General features: G+C 65.0%; 14 protein-coding genes. 2 read left to right on the top strand and 12 right to left on the bottom strand.

The annotated features are described in order from the left end of the window. Positions 1-17 precede the first annotated feature (17 nt). From IB279_RS04130 to IB279_RS04110, 5 genes are all read right to left on the bottom strand, one after another. Positions 18-722 (bottom strand): HAD family hydrolase, encoded by a 705-nt coding sequence (locus tag IB279_RS04130; RefSeq protein WP_112984035.1) that lies wholly within the window; start codon positions 720-722, stop codon positions 18-20. Between the two features lie 24 nt (positions 723-746). After that, positions 747-2,060 (bottom strand): lipid IV(A) 3-deoxy-D-manno-octulosonic acid transferase, encoded by a 1,314-nt coding sequence (gene waaA / locus IB279_RS04125; protein ID WP_110818509.1) that lies wholly within the window; start codon positions 2,058-2,060, stop codon positions 747-749. A 91-nt stretch (positions 2,061-2,151) separates the two neighbouring features. Next, positions 2,152-2,388, bottom strand: coding sequence for a DUF4170 domain-containing protein (locus IB279_RS04120; RefSeq protein ID WP_043620984.1), 237 nt, complete (start codon positions 2,386-2,388; stop codon positions 2,152-2,154). 60 nt (positions 2,389-2,448) lie between these two features. Continuing rightward, a complete protein-coding gene (locus IB279_RS04115) occupies positions 2,449-3,264 on the bottom strand; it encodes a 3'(2'),5'-bisphosphate nucleotidase CysQ (protein WP_034800994.1) in 816 nt (271 codons plus the stop codon). Positions 3,265-3,348: 84 nt separating this feature from the next. Next, the gene (locus IB279_RS04110) at positions 3,349-4,695 is read right to left on the bottom strand and encodes a TldD/PmbA family protein (protein ID WP_113189057.1); all 1,347 of its coding nucleotides are present in this window, start codon (positions 4,693-4,695) and stop codon (positions 3,349-3,351) included. A gap of 147 nt (positions 4,696-4,842) precedes the next feature. On the opposite strand from IB279_RS04110, the gene IB279_RS04105 reads away from it, so the two are divergent. Next, complete coding sequence (locus IB279_RS04105) at positions 4,843-6,678, top strand: monovalent cation:proton antiporter-2 (CPA2) family protein (protein WP_034800989.1); 1,836 nt, start codon at positions 4,843-4,845, stop codon at positions 6,676-6,678. Between the two features lie 71 nt (positions 6,679-6,749). On the opposite strand, the gene IB279_RS04100 is transcribed toward IB279_RS04105, so the two are convergent. The 3 genes from IB279_RS04100 to IB279_RS04090 all read right to left on the bottom strand — a co-directional run bounded on the left by IB279_RS04100 (position 6,750) and on the right by IB279_RS04090 (position 10,357). Beyond that, complete coding sequence (locus tag IB279_RS04100; RefSeq protein WP_112770501.1) at positions 6,750-7,631, bottom strand: patatin-like phospholipase family protein; 882 nt, start codon at positions 7,629-7,631, stop codon at positions 6,750-6,752. A gap of 83 nt (positions 7,632-7,714) precedes the next feature. Beyond that, the gene (rsmD, locus tag IB279_RS04095; RefSeq protein WP_034800983.1) at positions 7,715-8,275 is read right to left on the bottom strand and encodes a 16S rRNA (guanine(966)-N(2))-methyltransferase RsmD; all 561 of its coding nucleotides are present in this window, start codon (positions 8,273-8,275) and stop codon (positions 7,715-7,717) included. Between the two features lie 6 nt (positions 8,276-8,281). Continuing rightward, positions 8,282-10,357, bottom strand: coding sequence for a pseudouridine synthase (locus tag IB279_RS04090; RefSeq protein WP_192339097.1), 2,076 nt, complete (start codon positions 10,355-10,357; stop codon positions 8,282-8,284). Positions 10,358-10,430: 73 nt separating this feature from the next. Between IB279_RS04090 and IB279_RS04085 the strand changes: the two genes are divergently transcribed. Then, positions 10,431-10,880, top strand: coding sequence for a nucleoside deaminase (locus IB279_RS04085; protein ID WP_113188761.1), 450 nt, complete (start codon positions 10,431-10,433; stop codon positions 10,878-10,880). Positions 10,881-10,895: 15 nt separating this feature from the next. On the opposite strand, the gene IB279_RS04080 is transcribed toward IB279_RS04085, so the two are convergent. The 4 genes from IB279_RS04080 to IB279_RS04065 all read right to left on the bottom strand — a co-directional run bounded on the left by IB279_RS04080 (position 10,896) and on the right by IB279_RS04065 (position 16,378). After that, entirely contained in the window at positions 10,896-11,375 is a 480-nt protein-coding gene (locus IB279_RS04080; protein ID WP_192339095.1) for a GNAT family N-acetyltransferase, read from the bottom strand. 114 nt (positions 11,376-11,489) lie between these two features. Then, the gene (locus tag IB279_RS04075; RefSeq protein ID WP_034800975.1) at positions 11,490-12,110 is read right to left on the bottom strand and encodes a hypothetical protein; all 621 of its coding nucleotides are present in this window, start codon (positions 12,108-12,110) and stop codon (positions 11,490-11,492) included. 127 nt (positions 12,111-12,237) lie between these two features. Then, positions 12,238-15,147: an isoleucine--tRNA ligase gene (ileS, locus tag IB279_RS04070; protein ID WP_113188771.1), complete on the bottom strand. Its 2,910-nt coding sequence runs from the start codon at positions 15,145-15,147 to the stop codon at positions 12,238-12,240. Positions 15,148-15,391: 244 nt separating this feature from the next. Beyond that, positions 15,392-16,378 (bottom strand): bifunctional riboflavin kinase/FAD synthetase, encoded by a 987-nt coding sequence (locus IB279_RS04065; RefSeq protein WP_034800973.1) that lies wholly within the window; start codon positions 16,376-16,378, stop codon positions 15,392-15,394.

Below are 16,378 nucleotides of genomic sequence, written 5' to 3'. Positions count from 1 at the left end.
CGCTGCCGCAACTCGATCTAGAGGACAGCTTCGAGTTCGGTGATGTCCGAGAGGCAATGGTCGGAAGCCGCCGCAAGCGACTGGCGCGAGCCGGTGCCCGTCAAGACGGCGACCGTCATGCCGACGCCGGCGCTGCGGCCCATGTGCATGTCGTGATTGTTGTCACCGACGACAACGACCTGCTGCGGCTCAAGGCCGGTCGCGGCACAAAAACCGAGCACCATGCCCGGCTCCGGCTTGACGCCGTAGCCGCTGTCATAGCCCGCCACATAGTGCAGGTAATCCTCGAAGCCGAAGCGCTTTGCCGTTTCGCGGATCGAACGCTCGTTGTCGCTCGAGGCGACACCGAGGCGGTAGCCCTTGGCGTGCAGCCCGGCGAAGAAAGCGCCGAGATCGGTCACCGGCACGGCATATTCAGCCGAGCGCGCAAACAGGCCGTCAAGCAGGGTCGTCAGTTCGGCAATCGTGAAGGGCGCGCCCGCGCCGACGAAGCCGGTCGCGATCTCGACCGTGTTGCCTGCGGCAAGCAGGCTGTCGGGCAGCACGTGGCCGGTGTCGGCGTCCATGCCGCCGGCTGCAAGCAGCGTGCGGGCCAGGGCCTCATCACCCTTTGCCGCGATCCGCGCCAGTTCGTAGTTCACCGGCACCCAGCTCTTTGCGTAGTCGAGCAGGGTTCCATCCTTGTCGAACAGGATGCCGGCTATGGCTTTGGCTGCGGTCATGACGAGGCTTCGTCTCCTGCTGGATCAGTTGTCGGTCGGCGGGTTGAGACGCGCCTTGACGACGAGCGGATTGATATAGGGCTCAAGTCCCTTCATCGTCGCCGACAGGGCACCGCGCATCTCTTGCACGGTTTCGAGGCCGGCATCGATCATCGAGCGACGCATGTCGTCGTTGGCGAGCAGATAGTTGACGCCCTTGGCCAGCATCTCGACGTCGCGCACGATCTTGGCGCTGCCGTTCTTGGCCAGCGTCTGATAGGTCTCGCGAAAGTTCTGGACGTTGCCGCCGGAAAGGATGGCGCAGCCGAGCATCGCCGGCTCCAGCGGGTTCTGACCACCCTCGGCAAACAGCGACCGGCCGACGAAAGCGACCTCGGTCAGGCGAAGATAGAGGCCCATTTCGCCGATCGTGTCGCCGAGGAAGATATCGACGTCGGGCGTCAGCGGATCGCGGCGCGTGCGCCGGGCGACCTTCAGCCCTTTGGCCGTCAGCGCCGCCTCGATGGCGTCGCTGCGATCGGGATGACGCGGAACGATGATCGTCAGAAGGCCGGTTCGCTCCTTGAGCGCACGGTGCACGACACCGGCGGCCGCCTCCTCGCCGTCGAAGGTCGAGATCGCCGCCCAGGTCTTGCGGGCGCCGATCTGCTGGCGATACTCCTTCAGCGCCTGCGGATCGTGTGGCGGCGCGTCGGTGTCGACCTTGAGATTGCCCGACACCATGACCGGCAGCGCACCGAGCGTGCGGAAGCGCTCCGCATCGACATCGGACTGGGCAATGACGAGCGCGAGATTCTCGAACAGCGCATCGGCGAGCGCCGGCCGACGCTTCCAGCGCGCGAACGTCCGGTCGGACATGCGCCCATTGACCAGAACCTGCGGGATATGGCGGCGGCCGAGTTCCAGGATGGTCATCGGCCAGATCTCGGATTCGGCGATGATCGCCAGATCCGGCTCCCAGTAGTTGAGAAAACGGCTGACGGCCGGCTTGAAATCGAGCGGGACATACTGGTGGATCACCGTCGACCCCAGGCGCTCGGCCACGACACGCGCAGAGGTCATCGTCCCGGTCGTCAGCACGACGTGGATGCCGCGCCGCCTGATTTCCTTGATCATCGGGATGACGGCGTTGGTTTCGCCGACGCTTGCCGCGTGGAACCAGACGAGAGGGCCTTGCGGCCGCGGCTCGCTGGCATGGCCGTAGCGCTCACGGCGGCGCGTCGGATCCTCCTTGCCCTTCGCCGCGCGAATGGCAAGGTAGGACCAGACGAGAGGATAGATGGCCGAGCCGATCCAGCGGTAGCTGGACAGCGCCAGGCGCGCGCGAAAGCTGCTCATGACAGGCCACCTTCCCCGGCCGTTCCGGCCCGGAGAGACTTAAGGGCGACTGGCATGCGGGTAAACACCGCGCATCCCGACCTCATCGGCATCAGCCGTTTTCCGGGTCGAGCAGACGGTGCATGTGGACGATGAAGTAACGCATGTGAGCGTTGTCGACGGTCATCTGCGCCTTGGATTTCCAAGCAGTCAGGGCGCTGTCGTAGTCCGGGTAGATGCCGACGATATCGAGCTTGTCCAGGTCGCGGAAATGTACGTCAGTCAGCGTGGTGAGTTCGCCGCCGAAGACGAGGTGCAGACGTTGTTTTTTCTCGGTGTCGTGAGCCATCGGACTTCCATTTATTCTTGTTGGGTGTGGGCGTTGATTTGAGGCATTCAGCCTCAAAGGTCAATGGGGCTCCATGGACCGCGATGCGGCGATCAGGCCCGGCAAGAGCGGCTTTGCCGCCGCGCAGAGAACCCCGTGAACGACAGTGGATCGATTGTAAGAGAGCGGCTGCGCATCGAGATCGGCCAGCGCGCCGCCGGCGCTCGCTAGAATGAGATCTGCTGCAGCCAGGTCCCAGTCGTGGGAGTTCTTCTTCACCAGAGTGCCGTCGATCCGCCCGTCGGCAACCATGGCCAGCCGATAGGCAAGCGACGGCACATGCGGGATACGGGTAACGGCGCTGCGATAGGGCGCCGGAAGCTTGCCGATCGTGTCCTCGGCAGCCGCCAGATGCAGTGTTTCCCCGGGTTTTGCCTCGCGCACCGAGATTTGGGCACCGTTTTTCAGCGCACTGCCGCCTGCGACCGCCTCGAAGAGTTCATCGAGCGCCGGGGCATAGAGCACGCCGGCAACGGGCTGGCCGCGATGCACGACGGCGACGCTGACGCACCAGAGTTCCTTGCCGGCGATGAAAGCCCGCGTGCCGTCGATCGGATCGACGACGAAGACCGTTTCGCGCGACAGCCGGCTCAGATCGTCGTCCGTCTCCTCCGACAGCCAGCCGTAATCGGGCCGGGCCGCAAGCAAGCGCGTCTTCAGCACATCGTTTGCGGCAAGATCCGCCTCGCTTACCGGCGAGCGGCCTTCGTTCTTCCAGCGGACGTCGGGCGCCTTGCGGAAATAGCCGAGCGCGGTTTCGCCGGCGACAACCGCCGCGGCACGGATCACGTCGAGATCCGGCTTCCAGTCCGCGCCCGGTGGTGCTGTGTCAGACATTCAAAACCCCGTCAGCCCGCCTCTCCCTTGTCCGGAAGGCGGGATCGGCGCGGGCTTCCCGCGCCTGCTTTTCCAGCGGCCTTGTCAGAGGCCGGCGAGCGTCATGCCCTCGATGGCGAGCGTCGGCGCCGCGACGCCGAACTTGCGGTCGATGTCGTCTGCCGGCGTCAGCGCCATGAACATGTCTTTGAGATTGGACGCGATCGTGACTTCCGAGACGGCAAAGGTCAGCTCGCCGTTCTCGATCCAGAAGCCAGAGGCGCCGCGGCTGTATTCGCCGGTCACCATGTTGACGCCCTGGCCGATCAGCTCGGTGACGTAGAACCCGGTGTTAACCCCACGGATGAGATCGTCCCGCGAGATCGATCCCGGCTCGAGCGCCAGATTGGTCGAGGACGGATTGACCGTCGGACCGCCGCGCACGCCGCGGCCGTTGGTCTGAAGCCCGAGTTCGAGCGCTGCCGATGTGGACAGGAACCAGTGGTTCAGCACACCATCTTCGACCATCGCCAGTTTCTCGCCGCTGACCCCTTCGCCGTCAAAGGGACGCGAAGAGGAGCCACGCACGATCAGCGGGTCGTCGGTCACGGAAAGACCCGACTTCAGGATCTGCTTGCCCATCATGTCGCGCAGGAAACTCGTCTTGCGGGCGACAGCCGCGCCATTGATGGCGCCGGCCAGATGGCCGACGAAGCCGCGGGCCATGCGCGGGTCGAAGACGACGGTGACATTCTTGGCGGTCGGCACCTGGCGCGGATTGATGCGGGCGACCGCGCGCTCGCCGGCCAGGCGGCCGATTTCGTCGGCGTCGCGCAGGTCGGCAAAGAAGAGGCGGCTATCATAATCGTAGTCGCGCTCCATCTTGGTGCCCTCGCCGGCAATCGCGCTGACGGAGCGGCCAAAGCGGGTGGCCATGTAGGAGCCGGAAAAGCCATGCGAGGTGACGAGTACCAGCCCGCCCATACCGGCCGATGCGCCAGCGCCGCTGGAATTGGTAACGCCCGAGACCGCAAGTGCCGCCTCTTCGGCGGCAAGCGCTGCCTCGGTCAGGATTTCAGTGGAAACCGCCGTGGCGTCGAAAAGGTCGAGGTCCGGATAGGACTTCGCCAGCCGGTCGGCGTCCGCCAGCGCGGCGAAGGGATCCTCCGGCGAAGCCTTGGCCATGGCAACCGCGCGCTCGGCGAGCAGCTTCAGGTCAAAACCCGGATTGGCCGAAACGCTGGCGACACGCCGTCCGACAAAAACACGGAGCGAAAAGTCGTCGCTTTCGGAGGCTTCCGTCGCTTCGACCTTGCCGAGGCGGACGGAGACGGAGCGGGAGCGCCCGCGCACCACCACCGCGTCCGCCGCATCGGCGCCGGCCTTGCGGGCGAGGTCCACGAGTTCGGATGCGCGTTTTTCGAGGTCGGCAGAATCGATCGTGTCTGACATGGTGTGGCCTTTCATTCCTGCCCCATTTATTGTGCGGCGAAGCAGGCATCAAGGGCATCGACCCGATTCCCGCTCAAACACCGCAAATGAAGCGCTCTCGAATGCTCCGCTTGGGGGCCGGGTTCAGCAACAGTGAAAGCCTGAGGCATGGCAACGACACCGATCATCTATTCCCAGGCCCTGATGCTGCTCGGTGGCGCAGTGATCGCCGCTCCCATCTTCAAGCGGCTCGGGCTCGGCACGATCCTCGGCTACCTTTCGGCCGGCGTGCTGATCGGACCTGTCGCCCAAAGCATCACCGAAGGCGAGCAGATCCTGCACGTCTCGGAACTCGGCGTCGTCTTCCTGCTCTTCATCATCGGGCTCGAACTCAAGCCTTCGCGCCTCTGGCAGATGCGGCGCGACATCTTCGGCCTCGGCACGGCGCAGGTGCTGCTGACAGGCATCCTGCTTTCCTACGCCATCTATGCCCTCGGCCTCCTCGATCATGGCGGCAGCATCATCGCCGGCTTCGGACTGTCCCTCTCGTCGACGGCATTCGCCATGCAGATCCTCGACGAGGGCAACGACCGCAACACGCGCTACGGGCAACGCGCCTTCTCGATCCTGCTGCTGCAGGATCTCGCGATCGTGCCGCTTCTGGCGCTGATCCCGCTGCTGGCGGCACAGGCGCCCGAGGACACCACGCCGCCGCTCGAGGATTTCGCCATCGCCACCACTGCGATCGTCGTGCTCTTCGCTGCCGGGCGCTACCTTGTGAATCCGCTGTTCCAGCTCATCGCTCGCACCGGCGCACGCGATGTCATGATCGCCGCCGCACTGCTTGTGGTCATGGGGGCGGCGACCATGATGCAGCTCGCCGGATTGTCGATGGCCATGGGTGCCTTCCTTGCAGGCGTGTTGCTGGCCGAGTCCTCCTACCGCCATGAACTCGAGGCGGATATCGAGCCGTTTCGCGGTATCCTGCAGGCGCTGTTTTTCATGGCGGTCGGCCTGTCGCTGGAGCTCGGCGTCATCGTCGAGCGGTACCAGCTGATCATCATCGCCGTGCCGCTGCTGATGGCACTGAAGAGCCTGGTTCTCTATTGGCTCTGCCGCTTCACCGGATCACATCACAATGACGCCGTGCGCATCAGCCTGCTTTTGCCGCAGGGCGGCGAGTTCGGCTTCGTGCTGTTCACGGCGGCGGCAAGCGCCGGCGTCTTCTCGGACGGCAACGCCTCGCTGCTGGTCGCGATCGTGACCCTGTCGATGGCGCTGACGCCCCTTGCCTCCATGCTCGCGCCGAAATTGATGCGCGAGCAGGACGAGATGGACGAAGAGATCGAAGAAGACTTCGATGGCGCCAATGCCGATGTGCTGATGATCGGCTTCTCCCGCTTCGGCCAGATCGCCGCCCAGATCCTGCTTGCCGGCGGTCGCGATGTGACGATCATCGATCATTCCGCCGCGCGCGTGCGCCAGGCCGCGACCTTCGGCTTCCGGATCTATTTCGGCGACGGCAACCGCCTCGACGTGCTGCGCGCCGCCGGCATCGAACGGGCCAAGATCGTCGCCGTCTGCACCCAGAAGAAGGAAACGACCGACCACATCATCGATCTCGTGCAATCCGAATATCCGAATGCACGCATCTACGCCCGCTCCTACGATCGTCTGCACACGCTGGAACTGCGCGCCAAGGGTGTCGACTACGAGCTGCGCGAGACCTTCGAGTCCGGCTTGCTCTTCGGCCGCAAGACGCTGGAGGCACTTGGGGTCGGCGACGACGAGGCGATCGCGATCATGGACGACATCCGCAAGCGCGACGAGGCGCGCCTCGTGCTGCAGGAGGCCGAGGGCATCACCGCCGGCCGCGACATGCTGCACTCGCGGCCTGTGCGTCCGGAGCCGCTGGTCAAGCCGAAGCGCGAGGTCGACCATTCGCAAGAGACCGGCGAACGGATCCTCCCGGGCCTTCCCGCGGACGAGCGCGAAAGCGCCTAACCGCTCACGCTGCGACGGCACGCGCCGTCATTGCCAAGGTTGTTCAGGCCCCAAGCTTCAAACACCAAGGTTCAGGTGAGCCTTGGCGCTGTCATCCGCTCTTCGAGTGCGCGCTTGAGTTCGTCCTTGATCGCAGCCGTTGCGTTCAGCACGTCTTGGGCGCGCAGGAAATCCATCACGCGGTAGCGGCCGACATCGGGACGCAACAGGATGTCCGGCGCCCCCTCCTTCAGCTTCATGGCGATGATCGACTGCATCATCAGCTGGCTCGCGCCGAACAGGCTGTCGATCCGGCTCGGGATCGCCTTGCCGTCGCCATCCGGCCCGCCGACGACATCGACCGCAATGACGATATCGGCAAGGCCGCGCAGGTGATCGAAGGGAATGGGATTGTAGATGCCGCCGTCGATCATGACCCGCCCGTCGATCCGGACCGGCGTGAAGATCGCCGGCAGCGCCGCAGACGCAGCCAGGGCCTTGCGGAGGTCGCCCTTCTCGCAGATCTTCTCCGTCTGACCGTAATAGTCGGTGGCGACTACTTTCAGCGGGATTTCGAGGTCGGAGAATTTTTGCGGGATGGCCTCGGGCAGGAAGGCCTTGAGCACCCGCTCGACATTGAACTGGCCGAAGCGGAAGCCGCTCGCCATCGCTTCGGAAAGGCTCGACGGCCGCAATTGCCACAGGCGGTTGACCACTTCGCGCCGGTGGCCGACGGTGGAAAGCGTATGGGCCCGGATCTCTTCGCCGCGCAAACCCGCCGCCATGCCCGCGCCCATGATCGCGCCGATCGACGAGCCCGCGATCGCGACCGGCCGAATGCCGAGTTCATCCAGCGCCTCGATGACATGGATATGCGCAAGACCGCGGGCGCCGCCACCGCCAAGCGCCAGCGCGACGGTGGGCCGCGCCGGGGCTTCCGCCGATCCATGCGTCATCGAAAGATCCTGCTTCATCGGCATGCCTCCGCGCTGGGCGGGTTGAGAAAATGGCGTCGTCCGGCTGAGCCTATCCCGGCAACTCAACCGAAATTACGGCATCAGGCTCCGCGAAACCGATAGAAATGCATGCGCGTGTCGCCGAACACCCTGACGTCAAGGTTTTCGAAGACTGCGACCGGCGCCGGCTGGACATCTGCCCGCTCTTCGAGGATCACCAGGGCGCCGGGCACCAGCCAGTTGCCGATGGCAGCCGACTCCAATGCCTTTTCGCCCAGCCCCTTGGCGTAGGGCGGATCGGCGAAGACGAGATGAAACGGCTCCATCGTACCGACGCCGCCAAGGCTCGTGGCGTCGCGCCGGAAGACCTTGGCCCGGCCCTGCAGGCCGAGCGTCTCGACGTTGGTCTGGATCAGGCCCCTGCCCTCGACGCCCTGCTCGACAAAGAGCGCATGCCGGCATCCGCGCGACAGCGCCTCGAAGCCGACGGCGCCGGTGCCCGCGAAAAGGTCGAGCACACGCGTGCCGTCGAGCGCGTCCGGATAGGAATGGCTCAGAATGTTGAACAGGCTTTCGCGCGTCCGGTCCGTGGTCGGCCGGATATCGTTGGACTTTGGGGTCGCCAGGCTGCGACCCCGAAACTCTCCGCCGACGATCCGCACGACCGCTTAGTTTCCTCTGCCGCGCGGCTTGCCGCCGCCAGCCGGGCGCCCGCCGCCGGAGCGACCAGGACCGCCGGGGCGTCCACCGCCGGGCTTGCCGCCACCAGGCTTACCGCCGCGCGGACCGCCGGAGCGTTCACCGAAGGATTTTCCGCCCGAGGGCTTGCCGCCGAACGACTTGCCGCGAGGCTTGTCGCCAAACGGACGGTCGCCACCTTCGCGACGCGGCGGACGGTCACCGTCAGCGCGTGGAGCCCGCGGCTTGTCGAACCGGCGATCACCGCCGTCGCTGCGAGCCGGACGGTCACTGAACGAACGCTCACCGCCTTCGCGACGCTGCGGACGATCACCGTCGGCGCGTGGCGCCCTCGGCTTGTCGGAATGGCTGCGCGGTCCGCCTTCAGAACGGGGACGGTCGCCGCCGTCACGGCGCGCAGGACGGTCACCGTGATCGCGCGACCTGCGGTCACCCGCGTCGCCCGACTTGCGTCGGCCAAAGCCGCCATCGCGGCCCTCGTCCTTGCCGCGACGGGCAGGCTCGCTGGCGCTGATCCATTCGCCCTCGTCGTCGCGACGCTTGACCGGCGCGGCAGACGCCGGACGATCGGCGCGGTCGAAGTCTCTGTGCGGGCCACCCTTGCGGTCCGGGTCGAACTTGCCGGTCGTCTTCGTCGCCAGACCATCCTTGTTGCGGCCGTAGCGCTTGGACTTCGGCGCGCTTTCCGGACGCTCGCGACGGGCGGACTTCTCGGTGGCATCGCCATCAACGGACTTCGGCTTCTTTTCGGCGAGCGGGCGGGCGCCCGGCGCCATCCAGACATTGGCCGTGCGGGCGCGCTGAGCCGGCGCGCGCTTCGGCCGATCCTCGAACTTGGCGTCGCGGTCTTCGCGCGGGCCACCCTTGCCGCGGGCACCATCCTTGCCACGACCACCACCGTCGCGGCGGTCGTCACGACGGGTGTCCAGACGAGAAAGGGCACGCTCGCGCTTGTCCTCCGGCTTTTCCCAGCGGTTGTTGCGCTCCGGCCTGCGCGTGTCGGCGGCGTCGTCTTCAGCCTCACCGGCAACGGTCGCCGCCTGATCATTGTAAAGCGGCGCGTCGAAGTTCGCCTTGGCGTCCTCGATCAGGCGCGGTCCCAATTGGTCGCGCAGCGTGCGACCGCGAATTTCCTGGACGTGTCCCTCCGGCAGTTCGCCGAGCTGGAACGGGCCGTAGGAGATGCGGATCAGGCGGTTGACGTCGAGGCCGAGCGCGCCGAGCACGTTCTTGATTTCGCGGTTCTTGCCTTCGCGAAGCCCCATCGTGATCCAGACGTTCGAGCCCTGGACGCGGTCGAGCGTCGCTTCGATGGCGCCGTACAGCACGCCGTCGACGGCGATGCCGTCCTTCAGCTTGTCGAGCGCTTCCTGATCGATCTCGCCATGGGCGCGCACGCGGTAACGGCGCAGCCAGCCGGTCGACGGCAGTTCGAGCACGCGGGCAAGGCCGCCGTCATTGGTGAGGAGCAGCAGGCCCTCGGTGTTGATGTCGAGGCGGCCGATCGACAGAACCCGCGGCAGCTCGTCCGGCAGGTTCTCGAATACGGTCGGACGGCCCTCCGGGTCGGCATTGGTGGTCACCAGACCGGCCGGCTTGTGATAGAGCCAGAGGCGCGTGCGCTCGATACCGCGGATCGGCTGGCCATCGACCTCGATCGCATCGGCGAGCGTCGCGTTGACCACGGGCGTGTCGAGGATGACACCATTGAGCCTGATGCGGCCTTCCATGATCATGCGCTCGACGTCGCGACGCGAGGCAACGCCGGCGCGCGCCAGGATCTTCGAGATGCGCTGCGGCTCGTCGGCGGCCGCTGCAGCCGCTGCCGGGCGCTCCCGGGCCGGACGCGAAGCGCCGGCCTTGGGATCAGACGTCTTTGCGTCGAAGCTCCTGCCGGGGCCCTTGGCACCGAAAGACTTCGGGCCGGAAGCCTTGGCTCCTGCAGCCTTTTTCGGCGCAGCGCCCTTCTTGTCGGCGAAATGCGGTTTCTTGTCCCGGCCAGCGGACTTGCCGCCAGGCCGCGTGGGCTTGTCTTTGGATGTCATTTGTGTTGCCTGCCTTTTGCGGCTGTCCTATCAGGTCGCGGCCCGTGGGTTAAGAGAAATTATTGTTTGAGCGATGGCTGAGACGACACGCTTCATGGATGCGGCCCTTGAAGAGGCCCGCAAGGCTGCCGAACGCGGCGAAGTGCCGATCGGCGCCGTGGTGGTTTTCGACGGCCGCATCATCTCGCGCGCCGGCAATCGCACCCGCGAGCTCAACGACGTGACCGCCCATGCGGAGATCGTCGCCATCCGCGAGGCTGCCGCCGTCCTCGAGGACGAAAGGCTGATCGGCGCCGATCTCTACGTCACGCTCGAACCCTGCACCATGTGCGCGGCGGCGATTTCATTCGCCCGCATCCGTCGCCTCTATTACGGCGCAGACGACCCGAAGGGCGGCGCGGTCGACAGCGGTGTGCGCTTCTTCGGCTCGCCCACCTGTCACCATGCGCCCGATGTCTATTCGGGCCTCGCCGAGCGGGAAGCCGCCGATATCCTCAGGGATTTCTTTGCCGGCAAGCGGTGAGACCCCTTAACGTCTTCAGTCGGCAGCGAAGCTCTCGAGCGCGACACCCGAAAGGCGGTAGCGCGTCCACTCGGACATCGGCTCTGCGCCGACCGATTCGTAGACGCGGATCGCCGGCTCGTTCCAGTCGAGAACGCTCCACTCGAAGCGGCCGCAGCCTTCCTCGACGGCAATCCTTGCCAGGTGCTTCAGTAGCATCTTGCCGGCGCCCGAACCGCGGCAATCCGGCGTGACGTATAGATCCTCGAGATAAAGCCCCTTGCGCGCCTGACAGGTGGAATAGTTGTAGAACCACATGGCAAAGCCGGCCGGCTTGCCGTCCTTCTCGCAGATCACGGCGCGGGTGATGGCGCCCGGGCCGAAAAGCGAATCCTGGAGCATCCCGACCGTCGCCTCGACGGCGTCGGGCTCTTTTTCGTAGATGGCAAGTTCCGTGATGAAGCGCAGGATCGTCTCTGCATCTTCCGGGCGGGCGTCGCGAATGCTGATGGTCATGGCTCTGGCGCTGCTTAGGCAATTCCAGAAAACGCGCGAAGTGCTTTCGTCCGGAGCTGCATGGATGCAAAAGGGTGAGGCATTCGCCGTTTCAAATGAAACGGCGAACTGGTCTTAGAAGGGCCAATACCACTTGGTGCCGGAATTCTTGACCTGCGCTTCCTTCTTGCGGCGGCGCTCCTTGTCCTTCTCCGGCTCGCCGAGGTCGGTCTCCGTGCCCTCGGGCAGGCGGCGGTAGTCGAGCGGCGGATCGCTCAAGAAGCGGCGCTTGTCGGAATAGGCGCCCTGCTCGACCTTGCGGGCCTCGCGGTAGGCCTCCTGCTGCTCCTTTGCCGAAAGGCGGCGGCCGTTGGCGCTGGCCTTGGCAAGGGGGGAGACGTAGTTCGGGTTGTTCTTGTTGGCGTCGGCCTCTTCACGCAGGCGGTTGCGCACCTCTTCCGGAGACTCGACCCATTCCGGGTTCCCCTCACGGCTGGCGAGCGACTTCTGCGGCTCGACGAGTGACGCCTGCTGGGTGGACGGCGGCAGCACGAGACCAGGACGCGGCTGGTACTTGACCGGATCCCGCTTCGGCGGACCGAAGCTGGCGACGCTGCCGAGGTCGTCCATGAGCTGTTCGCCGGCGGTCTTGTCCGTGCCGTAGGTCGGGCCGCCGATGCAGCCCGTAAGCACCAGGCCGCTCGTCAAAATGGCGGCCACGCTGGCAAACACTCGCAACTCTCGCGTCATTTCCATGAGATTCCTTCCAGCCGGCCACCAGTCAGCGCGGCCACTCAAGCGCCCATGGCGGAGAAATCCGCCAAATTTCGGGCAGGTTTTACCGGATGAACGCAAGGAGTGCAATTCATCCGGTAACAATGCGTTAAGCCTTGAAAACAAGCTCGCGCAAGGCAGCGGCATCCCGGGCGGACACGTCCGGGTAGAGTGCGTCAGAACCGACATCGGTCGTGATCCGCCAGGAGCGAGCGCATTTCTGGCCTTCGGCAAGCTTCGGCACGACGCTGACCTTGGCCACGTCAGCCAACCGGAACGCGTCGGCCGGACCTTCGGTGGTCTCGACAGTGATCCCCGAGGTGATGCAGATCTCCGCGAAGTCCTGGCCTTCCAGCGCCTTCAACAGCTCCGGATCGGCGACGTGGACGACCGGTGCGGCTTCCAGCGACGAGCCGATGCGCTTGTCCTTGCGTTCGATCTCGAGCGCGCCGGTGACGACGGTGCGGACCGCACGGATCTTCTCCCACTTGGCTTCGAGCGCATCGTTCTTCCATTCCGCCGGGATCGCCGGGAACTGTTCGAGGTGCACCGAGACCGCATCGGGCTTGCGCGACAGCCAGGCCTCTTCGGTCGTAAACGGCAGCATCGGCGCCAGCCACAGCACGAGGCAATCGAAGAGCTTGCGGATGACGGCGAGTGCCGCACGGCGGCGCAGGCTCGACGGCGCGTCGCAGTAGAGCGCATCCTTGCGAACGTCGAAATAGAAGGCCGAGAGTTCGACGTTCGAGAAATCGATCAGCGAACGGGCGATCTTCTTGAAGTCGAAGGCGTCGTAGCCTTCGCGCACGACCTGGTCGAGTTCGGCCAGGCGATGCAGCATCAGCTTTTCGAGTTCCGGCATCTCGGCATAGGCAATTTCCTCGCCCTTGTCGTGGGCGAGCGTGCCGAGCATCCAGCGGATCGTGTTGCGCAGCTTGCGATAGGCGTCGATGTTTGTCTGGATGATCGTCTTGCCGAGGCGCTGATCTTCCCAATAATCCGTCGTCATCACCCACAGGCGCAGGATGTCGGCGCCGGCATCCTTCATCACCTCTTGCGGGGTGACGGTGTTGCCCTTGGACTTCGACATCTTCTCGCCCTTCTCATCCATGGTGAAACCATGGGTGACAACGGCGTTGTAGGGTGCGCGGCCGCGCGTGGCGCAGGCTTCGAGCAGCGAGGAATGGAACCAGCCGCGATGCTGGTCCGAACCTTCGAGATAGACGTCGGCCGGCCACTTCAGGTCCGGACGGTCTTCGAGCGTGAAGGTATGGGTCGAACCGCTGTCGAACCACACGTCGAGGATGTCCATGACCTGATGCCACTTGGCATGATCGTGGTCGTTGCCGAGGAAGCGATCCTTGGCGCCTTCGGTGAACCAGGCATCGGCACCTTCCTGTTCGAAAGCGTCGAGGATGCGAGCGTTGACGGCCTCGTCGATCAGGATCTCGCCCTGATCGTCGGCAAAGATCGCGATCGGAACGCCCCAGGCACGCTGGCGCGAGAGCACCCAGTCCGGACGGCCTTCGATCATCGCACGCAGGCGGTTCTGGCCGGCGCCCGGAACGAAGCGGGTGTCGTCGATGGCAGACAGCGCGCGCGAACGCAGGGTCGTGCCATCACCGAAGGCCTTGTCCATGTAGACGAACCATTGCGGCGTGTTGCGGAAGATTACCGGCTTCTTCGAGCGCCAGGAATGCGGATAGGAATGCTTGAGGCGGCCGCGAGCGAAGAGCGCGTGACGGGCGATCAGCGCCTTGATTACGCGATCGTTGGCGTCGCCCTTCTTGCCCTTGTCATCGATGACGCGGCCCGCGCCACCTTCGGCGTCCGGGCCGAAGCCATGGGCGTCAGCGGTGAAGTAGCCGGCGTCGTCGACCGTGAACGGGATCGCCGAGGAGATGCCGCGGGCTTCGAGCGCGCGGGCATTGTCCATCCAGGCATCAAAGTCCTCGCGGCCGTGGCTCGGGGCCGTGTGCACGAAGCCGGTGCCGGCATCGTCGGTCACGTGGTCGCCGTCGAGCAGCGGCACCTTGAAGGCGTAGCCGCCGCCCAGACCGTGCAGCGGATGGGCGCAGGTCACGGACGACAGTTCATCGGCCTCGAGGTCGCGAACGAAGTTGAAGGTGAGCTTCGCCTTGGCGGCAGACTCATCGGCCAGGCGCTTGGCAAAGATCAGCTTCTCGCCCGGCTGGGGGCCGAAATCGTTCTCGGCGGTCGCCACTTCGTAGAGGCCATAGGCATAACGCGACGAGTAGGCGATGGCGCGGTTGCCGGGGATGGTCCAGGGCGTGGTCGTCCAGATCACAACGAAGGTGCCGGCAAGGCTGTCGGGACCTTCGGTGACCGGGAACTTCACCCAGATCATGTCGCTTTCGACATCGGCGTATTCGACTTCGGCTTCGGCAAGCGCCGTACGCTCGACAACCGACCACATGACAGGCTTCGAGCCGCGATAGAGCTGGCCGAGCTTGGCGATCTTCATCAGCTCACCGGCGATGCGCGCTTCGGCGTGGAAGTTCATCGTCGTGTAGGGATTGTCGAAGTCGCCCTCGATGCCGAGACGCTTGAACTCCTCGGCCTGGACCTGGATCCAGCCGGCGGCGAAATCGCGGCATTCCCGACGGAACTCGTTAACCGGAACCTCGTCCTTGTTCTGGCCCTTCTCGCGGTACTTCTCCTCGATCTTCCACTCGATCGGCAGACCGTGGCAGTCCCAGCCGGGCACGTAGTTGGCGTCGAAACCGCGCATCTGGAACGAGCGGTTGATGACGTCCTTGAGGATCTTGTTCAGCGCGTGGCCGATGTGGATGTTGCCGTTGGCATAGGGCGGGCCGTCGTGCAGCACGAACTTGTCGCGGCCGGCAGCCGATGCGCGCAGCTTCTTGTAGAGGCCCATCTTCTGCCAGCGGGCCACCGTTTCCGGCTCCTTCTGCGGCAGGCCCGCGCGCATCGGAAATTCCGTCTGCGGCAGATAGAGGGTCGAGGAGTAGTCGATCTTTTCAGCGGTGTCGGTCATGGTTTTTGCAATCGCTTCTTCGCGCGAACGGCCGCGCATACGAAATGGGCTCGGTATCGAGAGATGACTGGGGCGTCGGAAACGCCGAAATCCCGGACCTTCCGGCTGATCACAGCACGCGGAAGGCCGGGCCAATAATTCGCTGATCGATGATCAATCGACGGTGCCGGGTCATGGTGGCCGGTTGTTTAAGGCGTTTTCGGCCTTTTGAAAAGGTCCGCCGCCGCGCGAAGACCGAAATCTTTTATCGGGCGAAGTTGAGCTTGCGGTCGATGTCGCCGAGTGGCGTGACGCCGGAAAGCAGCGCGCGGGCCTCGGCCTCGTCCTGCCGGATCTGCGCCACCAGCGGATCGAGGCCATCGAATTTCAATTCGTCGCGCAGGTGACCGAAGAAAGTCACGGCGCAGACTTCGCCATAGAGATCGCCGGAGAAATCGAAGACGAAGGTCTCGAGCAGCGGTTCGCCGTCGCTGTCGACCGTCGGCCGGCGCCCGAAACTGGCGACCCCGTCGTAAAGCGAGCCGTCGGGACGACGGAAGCGCACTGCGTAGATGCCGGGTCGGAGTTCCACCTCGGGTGCAAGCCGCATGTTGGCGGTGGGAAAGCCGAGTTCGCGACCGAGCTTCTTGCCGCCGATCACCTCGGCTTCGACGAGATAACGGTAGCCGAGCATGCCCGCGGCCTGGGCGACATCGCCTTCGCCGAGCAGCGCTCGGACATAGCTCGACGAGATGACGGATGCATTTTCATCACGGAAGGCATCGACCAGCGTCACACCAAACCCGTTGTCGCCGCCTGCCGCCATCAGAAAGGCGGGCCCGCCTTCGCGGCCCTTGCCGAAATGAAAGTCGAAACCGGTCACCACGTGCGAGGCATGCAGCCATTCGAGCAGGATGCGGTGGATGAAATCCGAGGCGGAAAGCTGAGAGAAGGTACGGTCGAAGGGATATTCGATGACGGCGCCGAAGCCCATGCCTTCGAGGATGCGGGCCTTCAGCGGCGCCGGCGTCAGCCGGAAGACTGGAGTGTCCGGGCGAAAAACGGTTCGCGGATGCGGCTCGAAGGTGAGCACGAGCGCCGGCACGCCGCGCGACTTGGCCTCCTCCAGCGCCCGGTTAAGGACCGACTGGTGGCCGCGGTGAACGCCATCGAAATTGCCGATGGCGACGACACCGCCGCGCAAGTGCTCCGGAAGCGGATCACGGGTCTCGTTGCGATGAAAAACCGTCAT

The organism is Ensifer sp. ENS06, assembly GCF_014852205.1.
Taxonomy (GTDB): domain Bacteria; phylum Pseudomonadota; class Alphaproteobacteria; order Rhizobiales; family Rhizobiaceae; genus Ensifer; species Ensifer adhaerens.
This window is presented reverse-complemented; position numbering and strand designations above follow the sequence as displayed.

Excerpts from the sequence above, each read along its gene's own strand:
- IB279_RS04075 (WP_034800975.1), bottom strand. The coding sequence starts at position 12,110 with ATGGAAATGACGCGAGAGTTGCGAGTGTTTGCCAGCGTGGCCGCCATT.
- waaA (WP_110818509.1), bottom strand. The coding sequence starts at position 2,060 with ATGAGCAGCTTTCGCGCGCGCCTGGCGCTGTCCAGCTACCGCTGGATC.
- IB279_RS04115 (WP_034800994.1), bottom strand. The coding sequence starts at position 3,264 with ATGTCTGACACAGCACCACCGGGCGCGGACTGGAAGCCGGATCTCGAC.
- IB279_RS04110 (WP_113189057.1), bottom strand. The coding sequence starts at position 4,695 with ATGTCAGACACGATCGATTCTGCCGACCTCGAAAAACGCGCATCCGAA.
- IB279_RS04085 (WP_113188761.1), top strand. The coding sequence starts at position 10,431 with ATGGCTGAGACGACACGCTTCATGGATGCGGCCCTTGAAGAGGCCCGC.
- IB279_RS04105 (WP_034800989.1), top strand. The coding sequence starts at position 4,843 with ATGGCAACGACACCGATCATCTATTCCCAGGCCCTGATGCTGCTCGGT.
- IB279_RS04120 (WP_043620984.1), bottom strand. The coding sequence starts at position 2,388 with ATGGCTCACGACACCGAGAAAAAACAACGTCTGCACCTCGTCTTCGGC.
- IB279_RS04100 (WP_112770501.1), bottom strand. The coding sequence starts at position 7,631 with ATGAAGCAGGATCTTTCGATGACGCATGGATCGGCGGAAGCCCCGGCG.
- IB279_RS04080 (WP_192339095.1), bottom strand. The coding sequence starts at position 11,375 with ATGACCATCAGCATTCGCGACGCCCGCCCGGAAGATGCAGAGACGATC.
- IB279_RS04130 (WP_112984035.1), bottom strand. The coding sequence starts at position 722 with ATGACCGCAGCCAAAGCCATAGCCGGCATCCTGTTCGACAAGGATGGA.
- IB279_RS04065 (WP_034800973.1), bottom strand. The coding sequence starts at position 16,378 with ATGACGGTTTTTCATCGCAACGAGACCCGTGATCCGCTTCCGGAGCAC.
- IB279_RS04090 (WP_192339097.1), bottom strand. The coding sequence starts at position 10,357 with ATGACATCCAAAGACAAGCCCACGCGGCCTGGCGGCAAGTCCGCTGGC.
- ileS (WP_113188771.1), bottom strand. The coding sequence starts at position 15,147 with ATGACCGACACCGCTGAAAAGATCGACTACTCCTCGACCCTCTATCTG.